Consider the following 14,836-nt stretch of genomic DNA (forward strand, 5'->3'; position numbering starts at 1 on the left):
TTCCGGCATGGGCACCCTGTAGATGGTCAATCGTTCACGTGGCCGTGCGCCAGCTCGTCGTCGTGGATCACCGGCGGCACATCGAAGGTATGGTGCGGCGCCGGCGACGGCACCGTCCACTCCAGGCCCTTGGCGCCTTCCCACACGCGATCGGTGGCCTTCTTCTTCGAGAACCACACGGCATGGATCAGCACGCCGAGGAAGATCAGCTGCGAGGCGCCGAACAAGAAGCCGCCGATCGAGCTGATCATGTTGAAGTTGGCGAACGCCACGTTGTAGTCCGGGATGCGGCGCGGCATGCCGGCCAGACCCAGGAAGTGCTGCGGGAAGAACAGCACGTTGACCCAGATCACGCTGTTCCAGAAATGCATCTTGCCCCAGAACTCGCTGTACATGTGGCCGCACCACTTCGGCAGCCAGTAGTACGTCGCGGCGATGATCGCGAACAGCGCGCCGGTCACCAGCACATAGTGGAAGTGCGCCACCACGAAGTAGGTGTCGTGGTACTGGAAGTCGGCCGGCACCAGCGCCAGCATCAGGCCGGAAAAGCCGCCGATGGTGAACAGGATGACGAACGCGATCGCGAACAGCATCGGCGTCTCGAACGTCATCGAGCCGCCCCACATGGTGCTGACCCAGTTGAACACCTTCACGCCGGTCGGCACCGCGATCAGCATCGTCGCGTACATGAAGAAGATTTCGGCGCCCATCGGCAGGCCGACCGCGAACATGTGGTGCGCCCACACGATGAACGACAGGAAGGCGATCGAGGCAATCGCGAACACCATCGCCTTGTAGCCGAAGATCGGCTTGCGCGCGAAGGTCGGGATGATCTCCGAGATGATCCCGAATGCCGGCAGGATCATGATGTACACCTCGGGATGACCGAAGAACCAGAAGATGTGCTGGTACAGCACCGGGTCACCACCGCCACCCGGGTTGAAGAAGTTGGTGCCGAAGTACTTGTCGGTGAGCAGCATCGTCACCGCACCAGCCAGCACCGGCATCACTGCGATCAGCAGGAACGCCGTGATCAGCCAGCTCCACACGAACACCGGCATCTTCAGCAACTCCATGCCGGGCGCGCGCATGTTGAGGATGGTCGCGATGATGTTGATCGCGCCCATGATCGAGCTGATGCCCATCAGGTGGACCGCGAACACCACGTAGGCCAGCGAATCGCTCTGCAGCGACAGCGGCGGATACATCGTCCAGCCACCGGCCGGCCCACCGCCGGCCATGAACAGGGTGGACAGCATGAGGGTGAAGGCGAACGGCAGGATCCAGAACGACAGGTTGTTCATGCGCGGCAGCGCCATGTCCGGCGCGCCGACCATCAACGGGATCATCCAGTTACCGAGGCCGACGAAGGCCGGCATGATCGCGCCGAAGATCATCACCAGCGCATGCATGGTGGTCAGCTGGTTGAAGAAATACGGCTGCATCAGCTGCAGGCCCGGCTTGAACAGCTCGGCGCGAATCAGCATCGCGAAGCTGCCGCCGATGAAGAACATCAGCAGCGCGAAGACCAAGTACAGCGTACCGATATCCTTGTGGTTGGTGGACATGCACCAGCGCTGGAAGAAATTCTTCGGCGCGCCGTGGTGATCATCGTGCTGATCATGGGTGGCTGCGTGGGACATGGCCTTGCACCTCTAACCTGAAAATTGAATGCGGCTGCAATGAGACTGGAGTAGCTGGGGAGCGGCCTTACTTGGCCGTGGCAGGTGCCGCAGCGGTCTGGGCGGACACCGGTGCCGCAGCCGTGGATGCCGCCGCCGGTGCCGCGGCAGGTGCTGCCGACTGCGCCTCCTGCTCGGCCAGCCACTTGGCGAAATCCGGCTTGGACTTGGCCACCACCACGATCGGCATGAAGCCGTGATCCTGTCCGCATAGTTCGGCGCACTGGCCACGATACGTGCCCGGCTCCCGAATGTTGGTCCAGGCCGCATTGATGATCCCGGGGATCGCATCTAGCTTCCAGCCCAGCGCCGGTACCCACCAGGAGTGGATCACGTCGGCACCGGTGATCACGAAGCGGATCTTGGTGTCGACCGGCACCACCAGCGGCTTGTCCACGTTCAGCAGGTAAGTGTTCTCGTCGCCTACCTTGACCGCGTACGGATCCATGCCCGAACCCAGCTGACGGGTCTGGTCGCTCTGCGTGTCCAGCTTGGACATGAAACCGACCTTGCTGATCGGCTTGCCGAGGTAGTCGACATAGTCGTAGCGCCACTTCCACTGATAGCCGGTGACCTTGACCGTCATCTGCGAACCGGTGGTATCGGACCAGGAGGTGATCCCGCCGGTGGCCAGGTAGGCCAGCACGATCAGGATGATCACCGGGATCGTGGTCCACACGATTTCCAGCATGGTGTTGTGCGACCACTTCTCGGCCACCGCGCCGCGTGACTTGCGGAAGCGGAACATGGCGATGAACATCGCGCCGAACACCAGAACACCGATCACCACGCACACGCCGAGCGAGATGTTGTTCAGGTCATAGGGAACCTGTGACCAGGTACTCGCGCCACGCTGCATGTTCAGCTGGTACGGATTCGGATCGGCCTGGGCCACGCCGCCGAACAGTGCAAGGGCAAGTGCCGCCCATGCCGTGAATGATCGCCTGATGCCGCCAGATGTCATGTCTTGCACCTTTGTTGAATCTATTTGCGCAACTGGCCATTGAAATCAGCCAGCAACACCATGAGTTTCTTCGACAGCTCGACACGTTCCTGTTCCGCAAGAAAGGCGCCGATTTCCATTTCGCGCCCATGCGATGACAGCAGCAGGCGCTGGCGCCCATTGCCCGGCTCCAGCAGCACGCGTACCCAGTACGACTGGAAACGCACACTGCGACGCCCTGGCAAGGATTGCACCTCCAGCGACGAAGCGTCGAGGGTGATGCGCTCACTGCGGTCACCGGCCCGCCAGGCCACGCTCAACGCGATAGCCACGGCGGCGGATTCCACCAAGGCAAACAGCGGAGCAAATACATTCCCCTGCCACGCGCCCAGTCCTGCCGTAATCAGCGCCAGTGCCACCAGAACCACGATCAATCGACGCAGGCCGCGTCGGCTGAGCGTGCGATTGGGCTTGAGCCACATCGTCACGCACGGCAGGCCGGCGGCAGCTGGTCGAAGCACGATCATGGAGATCCGGCGTGCCTGGAACGTCGGAATGATAGGCCGCGGCGAGTCGGCGGGCAAGAATGCCGCACCCGGTTGACCTGGACCCGTTGGCGAATCCACACCACCCAATGACCCTTCGACCGCTTCGACAGGTCGCCCATGCCGCCGACTCGTCACGGGCAGATGTCCGATATCGTGCACGCGCGCACATCATCTCCAGCGTACAATCGCCCGGCTGACCATCCCCGCCATAACACCGATCCCCACCGTGACCCAGCCCATTCTCAGCCCCGAACTCCCCACCGGCGCCGAGCCGGCACGCGCACGCATCACGGCCGCGTGGCTGCGCGACGAAACCGAAGCAGTCAACGACCTGCTCGCCCAGGCCACCTTGCCGCCGGTCGAGCGAGAGAAGGTGATCGACCTCGCCGCCGACCTGGTCAGCCGGGTGCGCCTGCGTGCCAAGGACCAGAGTGCGGTCGAATCCTTCATGCGCCAGTACGACCTGTCCAGCGAGGAAGGCGTGCTGCTGATGTGCGTGGCCGAAGCGCTGCTGCGCATTCCCGACAAGGCCACCGCCGACAAGCTGATCCGCGACAAGCTCGGTGATGCGGACTGGAAGAAGCATCTGGGCCAGAGCGAGTCGCTGTTCGTCAACGCCTCCACCTGGGGGCTGATGCTCACCGGGCATCTGGTGAATCTCGCCGATGACACCCGCCACGATTTCACCGGCGCGCTGAAGCGGTTGGTTGGTCGTGCCGGCGAACCGGCGATCCGCCTCGCCGTGCGTCAGGCGATGCGCATCATGGGCCACCAGTTCGTGATGGGCCAGACCATCGATGAAGCGCTCGACCGCTGCGCAAAGAAGGAATACGCGGTATACCGCTATTCCTACGACATGCTGGGCGAGTCGGCGCTGACCAGTGAAACCGCCGAGCGCTATCAGCAGGATTACCGCAACGCGATTGCCGCGATCGGCGCGCGTGGCCCGTTCGCGAACCACACCGACGCGCCGTCGATTTCGGTGAAGCTGTCCGCGCTGCATCCACGCTACGAAGTGGCCAAGCGCGAACTGGCCCACCGCCAGCTCAGCGAAAAGCTGCTGGAATTGTCGCAGCTGGCGATGAAGTACGGCATCGCGCTGTCGGTGGATGCCGAAGAGGCCGAGCGCCTTGAGCTATCACTCGACATCATCGGCGACGTGTTCGCGCACCCCTCGCTGCAAGGCTGGAACGGCCTTGGCATCGTGGTACAGGCCTACGCCAAGCGCACCCCGTTCGTGATCGACTGGCTGATCGAAACCGCGCGCGCCGCCAGCCGTCGCTGGTACGTACGCCTGGTCAAGGGCGCCTACTGGGACGCCGAAATCAAGCGCGCGCAGGAAAACGGCCTGGCCGGCTATCCGGTGTATACGCGCAAGCCGAACACCGATGTCTCCTATCTCGCCTGCGCACGCAAGCTGTTCGGTGCCGGCGTCGAACTGATCTATCCGCAGTTCGCCACGCATAACGCGCACTCGATCGCCGCCGTGCATCACATCGCGCAGGGCCGTCCGTACGAGTACCAGCGCCTGCACGGCATGGGCACCGACCTGTACGCCGAAGTGATCGGCCCGCAGAACTTGAACGTGCCCTGCCGCGTGTACGCGCCGGTCGGCACGCACGAGGACCTGCTGCCGTATCTGGTACGCCGCCTGCTCGAGAACGGTGCCAACACCAGCTTCGTCAACCGCGTCGTCGACGAGAGCGTGCCAGTGCGCACCCTGGTTGCCGATCCGTGCGAAACCGTGCGGTCGTTCGCCTCCATCCTGCATCCGCGCATCCCGCTGCCGGTCAACATCTACGCAGAACTCCGGAAGAATTCCATGGGCGTCAACTTCTCCAACGACAACGAACTGAGGGCGATGGCCGACGCGGTCAACGCTCATGCCGGCCCGTGGGCTGCTGCTCCGCTGGTGCCGGGCGCGACCGCCAACGGCCCGACCATCCGGGTGACCAATCCCGCGGACCGCCGCCAAAATGTGGGCAGCTACGTCAGCGCCGACAGCGCCACCGTCGACAAGGCGCTGAGCAATGCCGTCGCCGCGCAGTTCGACTGGGATCGTCTGCCCGCGGCCAGCCGCGCTGCGATCCTCGAACACGCCGCCGAGCAGCTCGAAGCGCACCGCGGCGAGTTCATCGCGCTGTGCGTGCGCGAGGCCGGCAAGAGCCTGCCCGACGCGATCGCCGAGATCCGCGAGGCCGCCGACTTCCTGCGCTACTACGCCACCATGGCGCGCCGCCTGTTCGGTCAGCCCGAACAGTTGCCGGGCCCGACCGGCGAGAGCAACGAGCTGTTCCTCAACGGCCGTGGCGTGTTCGTCTGCATCAGCCCGTGGAACTTCCCGCTGGCGATCTTCCTCGGCCAGGTCAGCGCCGCACTCGCGGCCGGCAACAGCGTGATCGCCAAGCCGGCCGAGCAGACCTCGCTGATCGGCTACGCCGCCGTGAAGCTGCTGCACGACGCCGGCGTGCCGGCCGACGTGCTGCAGTACCTGCCGGGTGACGGCGCCACCGTCGGCGCCGCCTTGACCCGCGATCCGCGCGTCGCTGGCGTCGCCTTCACCGGCTCCACCGAAACCGCGTGGGCGATCAATCGCGCCCTCGCTGCGCGCAATGCGTCGATCGCTGCGCTGATCGCCGAGACCGGCGGCCAGAACGCGATGATCGCCGACTCCTCCGCGCTGCCCGAGCAGATCGTCAAGGACGTGATCGCCTCCGCATTCCAGTCCGCCGGCCAGCGCTGCTCGGCCGCCCGCGTGCTGTTCGTGCAGGAAGACATCGCCGACAAGGTCTGCGCGATGCTCGCCGGTGCGATGGGCGAGCTGAAGGTGGGCGACCCGGGCCAGCTGTCCACCGACGTCGGCCCGGTGATCGATGAGGACGCCAGGAAGATCCTGGTCGACCACGCCACGCGCATGGACAAGGAAGCGAAGAAGATCGGCGAGGTCGCACTCGATCCGGCGCTCACCGCCAACGGCACCTTCTTCGCCCCACGCGCCTACGAGATCCCCTCGCTCGCCACGCTGACCCGCGAAGTGTTCGGCCCGGTGCTGCACGTGATCCGCTGGAAGGGCAGCGAGCTGAAGCAGGTGGTCGATCAGATCAACGCCACCGGCTACGGCCTCACGCTCGGCATCCACAGCCGCATCAATGACACCGTCGACTACATCGCCAGTCATGCCCGCGTCGGCAACTGCTACGTCAACCGCAACCAGATCGGCGCGGTAGTCGGCGTGCAGCCGTTCGGCGGCGAGAACCTGTCCGGCACCGGCCCCAAGGCCGGCGGCCCGCACTACCTGCTGCGCTTCGCCGGCGAACGCACGCTCACCATCAACACCACGGCGGCTGGTGGCAACGCCTCGCTGTTGACGATCGGCGAGTAAGCGCCGAATGAGGCCCGCCTCGGTTGGCCTCATTCGCAGGTACATCACGCAGTTCGCAACAGCCCTTGTGCGCCGCGCCAACCACATAGGCGCTGCACGTGTTAGAACTCGTTCCTGCGCCGATGGGGTCGGCACGGGAAGGGCTCAGGCATGTCACAAGTGGCGGGAATGCAGGTTTCACGGCTTACACCGTCGTTGGTGGCTGAGCCCGATCCGCGTGCATTGGCTGCAGACATACCACCCAATGTACTGGTGCATCTGACCGAACTCGCCGCGCGACGCGGACTGTCCAGCGATGCGTGGTTCGCCGGCCTCGGCCTCACCCGCCAGCAGATCAACGATCCGAGCGTGCGGGTTTCCTACCGCCAGGCGCGCACGCTGATCGGGCGCGGCCTGAAAGTCCTGCGCGACCCGGCACTGGGCCTGGTGGTCGGCAGCAACGAAACCATCGGCAGCTTCGGCCTGCTCGGACTGGCGATGATGACCTCGCGCAATTTCGGCGAGGCGATGAGCGTGGGCATCGAGAATCACAAGGTCTGCGGCAGCCTGCTCGACGTGGACTTTGCCGTGCTCGACGCGCAGACCGTCGCCGTGCAAGCGTGGCCGCGCTTCGGCGAGATCGAGCTGCTGCCGTTCCTGTGCGAGGAGCTGTTCTCCAGCTCGCTGGCCATTGCGCGCGAACTGGTCGGGCCGAAGCTGGTGCCGGTCCGGATGGAACTGACCTATCCCGCACCGGCCTATGCCAACGAATACGCACGGATTTTCCGTTGCGAAGTGCGTTTCGGCGCCCAGTACAACCGCATCCTGGTGGATACCAGCTGGCTGGCTCACCCGCTGCCCGGCTACAACCCGCTGACCTCGCGGCAAGCGCTGGCGTTGTGCCAGCAACAGCTGCGCGGCAACGCCAGTCATGACGAGATCGTCGGTTCGGTCGAGCGCCTGCTGCGCAGCCGGCTGCGCGAACATCCCAGGCTGACCGAAGTGGCGCGCACACTGCATCTGAGCGAGCGCTCACTGCGGCGCAGATTGGCGGACAGCGGCCGCATCTTCCGCGAGATCCACGATCGTGTCCGCGCCGAACGTGCACTGGAACTGCTGCATGCGGGCCAGCTCAGCGTGGCCGAGATCGGCAACGAGCTGGGTTTCAGCGACCCGCGCGAATTCCGTCGCGCGTTCAAGCGCTGGACCGGCATGCCGCCGCAGTCGGCCCGTCGCAGCATGTCCTGAACGGATAGCTGGGCTCGACCGTCATTAACAGATTCAAGACTGGCCGATTCGCCCCCCCTGTTCGTCCTTTTTGCCCTCCCCCTCATCGCACGCTTGCACGACAGTGGGCCATACCGCGCCGCACGGCGCCTGGGGAGCTTCCATCATGCGCAAGATCTGCATGCCGATTGCCGCCGCCATCCTGCTGGCTGCCTGTGGCCAGCACGAACCGGCACCGCAAAGCCAAACCGATGCGTCGTTCGAGAGCAAGCTGCAACAGCAGTTGCTCGATGCCAAACCCGGCAGCGTGATCGAGATTCCCGCCGGCCATTATTCGCTCAAGCGCGGCCTCAGCCTGCGCACCGATGGCGTCACCATCAAGGGCGCCGGCATGGACAAGACCGTATTGTCGTTCAAGGGCCAGCTGGTCGGCCCCGAAGGACTGCTGGTCAACGCCAACGATTTCACCATCGAGAACCTGGCGATCGAGGACACCAAGGGCGACGCGCTGAAGATCAACCAGGGCAAGAACATCACCATCCACGGCGTGCGCATCGAGTGGACCGCCGGCCCGCAGACCACCAACGGCGCCTACGGCCTGTACCCGGTGAAGACGCAGAACGTGCTGGTCGAGGACTCGGTGGTGATCGGCGCCTCCGACGCTGGCATCTACGTCGGCCAGTCGCAGAACATCATCGTGCGGCGCAACCGCGCCGAGCAGAACGTGGCCGGCATCGAGATCGAGAACTCGATCAACGCCGACGTCTACGAGAATACCGCTACGAAGAATACCGGCGGCATCCTGGTGTTCAACATGCCGAACCTGTCGCAGGCGGGACATGCTTCGCGCGTATTCAAGAACAAGGTGTTCGCCAACAACACCGGCAACTTCGCCGCCAAGGGCGCGGCGGTCGCGAGCGTGCCGGCCGGCTCCGGCGTGGTGGTGAACTCCAACGACAAGGTGGAGATCTTCGACAACGACATCGCCGACAACCAGACCGCGAACCTGATCGTCGCCAGCTACTTTTCCACCAACTACTACAACACCCGCGGCGTGGCCCCCGACTACAACCCGTACCCGAAGGGCATCTATATCTACGGCAACCGCCTCACCGGCGGCGGCGATTCGCCCGACGGGCTCAAGCTGAAGACCCTGAAGACCGCAGTCTATGGACTCACCGGCCGCTTCCCGGACGTGCTGTGGGATGGCTACAGCGACCCGAAGGATCTGGTGAACGGTCTGCCGCCGCCGGATGACCGTATCTGCATCCAGGACGTCAACGGCGTGCTGAATGCGGACGGTGCGCACGACTACAAGAATCCGAGCACCGACATCAAGCCGTACCAGTGCACGCTGCCCAAGTTGCCACCGGTGGTGCTGAATCCGGAGCCAAAGGTGTGAGGGTATCGTCAGTGCGGATGAAGTGGATCAGACATGCCCTACCCCTGCTCGCCCTGTTGCTGTTGACGGCATGTCAGCGCGGGATGCCGCCGGTGGCCTTCCACGCCGATGGCCGGCCGCCGAAGCTGAGCGACTGGCATGTGGTCGAGGTGCGCGACGGCAAGCTTGAGCTCAACAATGGTGTGGTGCCGTACGACCTCAACACGCCGCTGTTCACCGACTACGCGCACAAGCTGCGCACGATCTGGATGCCGAAGGGCACGTCGGCGAAGTACAACCCCAGCGACACCTTCGACTTCCCGGTCGGCACGGTGATCAGCAAGACGTTCTATTACCCGAAAGCCGCCGACGGCAAGTTCACCGATATCGCACGCACCTACGATTACTCGCGCGACTTCGCCGGCCAGGGTCTCGACATGGCGCACGTGCACCTGGTCGAGACACGCATCCTAGTGCGGCGCAAGGATGGCTGGGCGGCGATGCCCTACGTGTGGAACGAGGCACAGACCGAAGCCACGCTCGCCCGCACCGGTGCAGTGCTGCCATTGACCCTGGTCGATGCCATGCCCAGCGACGGCACACCTGCGCGCGAAGACTTCAACTACGTGGTGCCGGACGAAAGCCAGTGTGCCAGCTGCCACGCGCAGGACTGGATCGACCGCAAGATCCATCCGATCGGCCTGAAGGCACGCCATATCAACAAGGACTACCGCTACGCTGACAGTGAGCAGAACCAGCTTGAACATCTGATGCAGGTGGGCTACCTCAGCGACGCGCCCGCAGCGGCCGCCGCACCACGCGATGCGGACTGGGCCGATCCGAAAGCGCCGCTGGATGCGCGTGCACGCGCCTACCTCGACATCAACTGCGGCCACTGCCACAACCCGCACGGTGCGGCCAACACCACCGGGCTGTCGCTGACCTACGACACGCCGGAAGACCGCCACCTCGGCATCTGCAAGCCGCCGACCGCCGCTGGGCAGGGCACCGGCGATCATCTGTTCGACATCGTGCCGGGCAAACCGGACGACTCGATCATTCCATATCGACTGTCGTCCACCGAACCGGGCACGATGATGCCGGAGATCGGCCGTAGTACGGTGCACCGCGAAGGCGTGGCACTGATCAAGGCGTGGATCGCCGCGCAGCCGGGGAGCTGCGTGACGTTGCATTGAGAGCCAATACCAAGAGTGCCGTGCCCGCGAGGCATGGCCACACCATGCATGGGGAGCACGGCATGAGCATGCGTCAACGTCCACTTTCGATCGCCTTGCGCAGGTTGCTGCTGGGCGCCAGTACGCTGCTTCTGTGCGGCCCGTCGCTGGTCATCGCCGCCGACCCTGCGCCGCAGGACACTGCCACCAGCGGAACGGCCGCCACGCCCGATCAGGCGCCCGACAGCAAGGCCAAGATCGCCGAAGCGAAGCTGCTTGGCAACGTGACGGTGACGGCGCAGAGCCGCTCGCAGGAGGTGCAGTCGGTACCGATCCCGGTGCAGATCATCACCGCGAAGCAGGTGCAGACGCTGGCCGCCACCGACATCAGCAAGATGGACATCTTCGTGCCCGGTCTGGTGGTCAGTGCCGACCAGCCGACCCAGCCCTCGTATGAGCTGCGCGGTATCGGTGGCAGCGGGTTCGGCGCCGGCACGGAATCCGCGGTCGGTGTCTATGTGGATGGCGTCTACGCCGCACGTACCGGTGGCGCACTGCTGGCATTCAACGACATCGCGCGAATCGAGGTGCTGAAAGGTCCGCAAGGCACGCTGTTCGGTCGCAATTCCGCTGGCGGCGCGATCTCGATCATTACCAATGAACCCAGTGACAAGTTCGAGGCCAACGCCACCCTTCGCTACGGCAATTACGGAGAGCGCTACGGCGACGCACTGGTCAACATTCCGCTGAACCAGGACATGGCGCTGCGCGTGAGCGTGCTGGACAACCAGAGCGACGGCTGGGTCAAGGACGCGGCCACCGGCAAGCACTATGGCGGCAACGACGACTGGGGCACGCGCGCCGTATATCGCTGGAACATCACGCCGGACACGCGCGTGTTGCTGTCCTGGGATCATGAGCAACTCAAGCAGGCGCCGCATCCCGCATTCGGGCTGGTTCCGCTGTCGAGCTATACGCAGCTCCCGGCGCCACTGAACAGCATGACGATACCGCCATATCCCGCCGATCCGGCGACCTATGTCAACCCGCTGCATTCGCCGCTGTACAACGACGCCGTCGGCGGGGCCGAGACGCGCCGTTTCGACGGCGCCACCCTGACCGTGGACCACACCTTCAGCTGGGGCGGTTTCACGTCCACCACGGCATGGCGCAACTTCGACACATTCAACCTGGGCGATTACGACGGCACGAACAACTACAACACCTATCTCGACACAGCCAACATCGAGCACAGCAACAGCTGGTACCAGGAGTTCAAGCTGTCCGGCAACACCGATCTCATCGACTGGGTCGCCGGCACCAGCTTCTACCTTGAGAAGTCACATCAAATCAGCCAGGTCGGCGTCAACACCAACTCCGTGACCACGCTGATCCTCAACAATTTCGCCAGCCAGGTGGGATGGCCATTGGTCGACAGTCTCATTCCAACCATGCCGCAGCTGACCTCCCTGCTCGGCGACCCGTGGACCGAACAGGTCGACAACGGCCAGACCATCACCTCGTACGCGACCTATGGCGACGTGATCTGGCACCTCACCGACAAGCTCAACCTCACCACCGGCGTGCGCTTCACTCTCGATCAGAAACAATATAGCTGGCTCATCCCGCCACGCTATGCACCCCAGCTCGATGCCACCCTCGCCGCGCTGCCTCCATCGGGAAATCCCATTTTTGATGGTCTTGTCCTTCCCGAGTTCGAGCAAAACCTCATATTCACCCCCGATACCGCCGGTCCGATCGGCGTGCTGACACAAAGGCGCGACAACTGGCGCAACGTCAGCCCGCGCATGGTGCTGGACTACCACTTCACCCCGGACGTGATGGCCTATGGTTCCGTGACGAGGGGCTATCAGGCCGGTGGTTTCAACTTCCAGCAGGTCGGCGGAACCTACGCACCGGAACACGTGACCAACTACGAAGGCGGCGTCAAGACCGTATTCCCGGATCAGCACCTGTTGTTCAATGTGACCGGGTACTACTACACCTACGACAACCTTCAGGGGCTGTCGCTCCAGCCGGCACCCGCAGGTACCAATGGCGTTCCGGAATACGTGATCACCACCAGCGACCAGCACGCTCATGGACTGGAAGTCGAGCTGCAATGGATACCGTTTGACAAACTGCGGCTGGGCCTCAATGGCGCCTATATCGATTCGACCTATACGCATTACATCTCTACGGACAGCAAAAACCTGGCCGGCCAACCCACCGGCACTCCCTTTTTCTCCGGTGCCGCCAACCTCAGCTATACCCTGCCCGATGTATTCAACGGCAGCCTGGTCTACAACGCCGCCTACGGCTTTCGCGGCAAGACCCGCTGCAACAGCGGTTCCGGGTTTCAGGGCACCTGCCAGGTCAGCCCCAACTTCCCCGTCGGCACTGCCCAGCAGAGCGTAGACATGCGGCTGGACTGGAATGCACCAGGCGACCAGTGGGGTGTCGGCATCTTTGTCAGCAACCTGCTCAACAAGCGCTACGTCACCGGCGTCGACAATACCGCGGCGCCACTGGGCTCGGCTTACGCGAACATCACGCCACCACGCATGTGGGGGGTGGAACTGCGTGCGAAGTTCTGACGCCGGCTGCCGATGCAGCCGTACGGCTCGCTCTCACTTACATTTCCGCTGCATGGGCGCATGCTGCATCTCTTCACACAAGTGACCCCCATGACCGATTCCGCAACCGACCTCAATCAGCGCCTGCAGCTCCTTCGCACCGCCCAGCGCGCCGAGCCGATGCCTGACTGGCACGCGCGCGTCGCGCGGCTGCGCACGCTCGAGAAGATGCTGCTCGAACGACGAGAAGCTTTCGCGGTGGCGATCAATGCCGACTTCGGCTGCCGCCCGCGCGAGGAGACCGATCTGCTGGAACTCTTCCCCAGCCTCTCTGCGGTCCGCCACGCACTCGGCCATGGCCGACGCTGGATGAAACCGCGGCGAAAACTGGCCGGCCTGGCGTTCCTGCCGGCACGCACCGAGCTTCGCCCGCAACCACTCGGTGTGATCGGCATCATCGTGCCGTGGAATTACCCGCTGTATCTGGCGGTTGGCCCGCTGGTCGACGCGCTGGTCGCCGGCAATCGCGTGATGTTGAAGATGAGCGAGTTCACGCCGCGCTTCTCGGCGCTTTTCGCCGAACAGGTGGCTCGCTATTTCCAGACAGATGAAGTGACGGTAGTGACTGGCGATGCAGCCATGGCGCAGGCCTTTTCCGCGCTACCGTTCGATCACTTGCTGTTCACCGGTTCCACCGCGGTCGGCCACCATGTGATGCGCGCAGCGTCCGCCAACCTGACTCCGGTGACGCTCGAACTGGGCGGCAAGTCGCCAGCGATCATCGGGCCCGGCGCGCGTTTCGAACATGCAGTCGAACGCATCCTGTTCGGCAAGCTGGTCAATGCAGGGCAGACCTGCATCGCGCCCGATTACGTGCTGCTGCCCCGTTCGCAGGTGGCCGATTTCGTCGCAGCAGCTCGCACTGCCGCTGGCCGGCTGTACCCCAAGCTGGGTGAGAACGAGCAATACACCAGCATCGTCTCCGATCGCCAATATCAGCGCATTGCGGCGTTGCGTGACGACGCGGTGGCTGCTGGCGCGTATGCCGAAACACTGGGTGACGAGACCGCAAGAAACACGCAACCGCGTCGGCTGTCGCCGGTGCTGTTGACCGGTGTCAACGACACCATGAGCGTGATGCAGGAAGAGATCTTCGGCCCATTGCTGCCCCTGGTGCCGTACGACAACCTGGACGAGGCTATCGCGTACGTCGCCGCGCATCCGCATCCGCTGGCGCTGTATCTGTTCGAGCAGGATCAGGCACTGATCGACCGCGTGCTGGCACGCACCGTGGCCGGCGGCGTCAGCCTCAACGACACGCTGTTTCATATCGCGCAGCACGGCCTGCCGTTCGGCGGCGTCGGTGCCTCCGGCATGGGCGGCTATCACGGCGAGGCCGGCTTCCATACGTTCTCGCATCTGAAACCGGTGTTCCGGCAGGCCCGCTTCAATGGTGCCGGCCTGCTCAACCCGCCGTACGGTGCACGCTTCAAGCGCATGCTGGGCCTGTTGCTGAAACGCGGCTGAAACGGAGCGGCTGAACCACGCTCCTGTTACCCTCGCGGATGCTTCGGGGCGCTGTCCCGGCCACGCATTCCGACAGGTATCACCATGCAATGTTTTGTCTACGCCAGCCTGCGCAAGCACGACAGTTACCTGTGGCTGGTGCAGCGCGATGCATTCGATGTACTGCCCGAGTCGCTGGTGCTTTTGCTGGGCGAGCTGCGCTTCGTGATGGAAGTGCAGCTTGACGAGCAACGCAAGCTGCCGGTCGAGGATGTCACCCAGGTGATCGAGCATCTGCGCACGCAGGGCTGGCATCTGCAGTTGCCGCCGCAGGAAACGCTGGCCTCGGCCAACCACCCCGCCTACGAGCACTCTCCGCGGAATGATCGGGACGAGTGATCGCGTAATCATGTCGATGGCGTTAACACTTGGTTACC

The 14,836-nt window shown here is 64.0% G+C and carries 10 protein-coding genes; 7 read left to right on the forward strand and 3 right to left on the reverse strand.

Annotated features, from left to right (window positions below):
• Positions 1 to 26: 26 nt before the first annotated feature.
• From ctaD to B0E50_RS05220, 3 genes are all read right to left on the reverse strand, one after another.
• Entirely contained in the window at positions 27 to 1,643 is a 1,617-nt protein-coding gene (ctaD, locus tag B0E50_RS05210; RefSeq protein ID WP_077440130.1) for a cytochrome c oxidase subunit I, read from the reverse strand.
• A 67-nt stretch (positions 1,644 to 1,710) separates the two neighbouring features.
• Entirely contained in the window at positions 1,711 to 2,646 is a 936-nt protein-coding gene (coxB, locus tag B0E50_RS05215; RefSeq protein ID WP_077440131.1) for a cytochrome c oxidase subunit II, read from the reverse strand.
• A gap of 20 nt (positions 2,647 to 2,666) precedes the next feature.
• Complete coding sequence (locus B0E50_RS05220; RefSeq protein WP_077440284.1) at positions 2,667 to 3,107, reverse strand: DUF2244 domain-containing protein; 441 nt, start codon at positions 3,105 to 3,107, stop codon at positions 2,667 to 2,669.
• A gap of 292 nt (positions 3,108 to 3,399) precedes the next feature.
• Here B0E50_RS05220 and putA point away from each other — a divergent pair, with 292 nt between their 5' ends.
• The 7 genes from putA (at position 3,400) to B0E50_RS05255 (ending at position 14,798) form a co-directional block, all read left to right on the forward strand.
• Positions 3,400 to 6,555, forward strand: coding sequence for a bifunctional proline dehydrogenase/L-glutamate gamma-semialdehyde dehydrogenase PutA (gene putA, locus B0E50_RS05225; protein ID WP_077440132.1), 3,156 nt, complete (start codon positions 3,400 to 3,402; stop codon positions 6,553 to 6,555).
• 150 nt (positions 6,556 to 6,705) lie between these two features.
• Positions 6,706 to 7,782, forward strand: a complete 1,077-nt coding sequence (locus B0E50_RS05230; protein ID WP_077440133.1) for an AraC family transcriptional regulator — start codon at positions 6,706 to 6,708, stop codon at positions 7,780 to 7,782.
• Positions 7,783 to 7,927: 145 nt separating this feature from the next.
• Positions 7,928 to 9,163, forward strand: coding sequence for a parallel beta-helix domain-containing protein (locus B0E50_RS05235; RefSeq protein WP_077440134.1), 1,236 nt, complete (start codon positions 7,928 to 7,930; stop codon positions 9,161 to 9,163).
• Positions 9,164 to 9,180: 17 nt separating this feature from the next.
• Positions 9,181 to 10,338, forward strand: a complete 1,158-nt coding sequence (locus tag B0E50_RS05240; RefSeq protein ID WP_077440135.1) for an SO2930 family diheme c-type cytochrome — start codon at positions 9,181 to 9,183, stop codon at positions 10,336 to 10,338.
• Between the two features lie 62 nt (positions 10,339 to 10,400).
• Positions 10,401 to 12,914 (forward strand): TonB-dependent receptor, encoded by a 2,514-nt coding sequence (locus B0E50_RS05245; protein ID WP_077440136.1) that lies wholly within the window; start codon positions 10,401 to 10,403, stop codon positions 12,912 to 12,914.
• 90 nt (positions 12,915 to 13,004) lie between these two features.
• Positions 13,005 to 14,420 (forward strand): coniferyl aldehyde dehydrogenase, encoded by a 1,416-nt coding sequence (locus B0E50_RS05250; RefSeq protein WP_077440137.1) that lies wholly within the window; start codon positions 13,005 to 13,007, stop codon positions 14,418 to 14,420.
• 84 nt (positions 14,421 to 14,504) lie between these two features.
• A complete protein-coding gene (locus tag B0E50_RS05255; protein ID WP_077440138.1) occupies positions 14,505 to 14,798 on the forward strand; it encodes a YcgL domain-containing protein in 294 nt (97 codons plus the stop codon).
• The last annotated feature ends 38 nt before the right edge of the window (positions 14,799 to 14,836 follow it).

Origin of the sequence: Rhodanobacter sp. C01 (genome assembly GCF_002001045.1) — a bacterium.
GTDB lineage: Bacteria > Pseudomonadota > Gammaproteobacteria > Xanthomonadales > Rhodanobacteraceae > Rhodanobacter.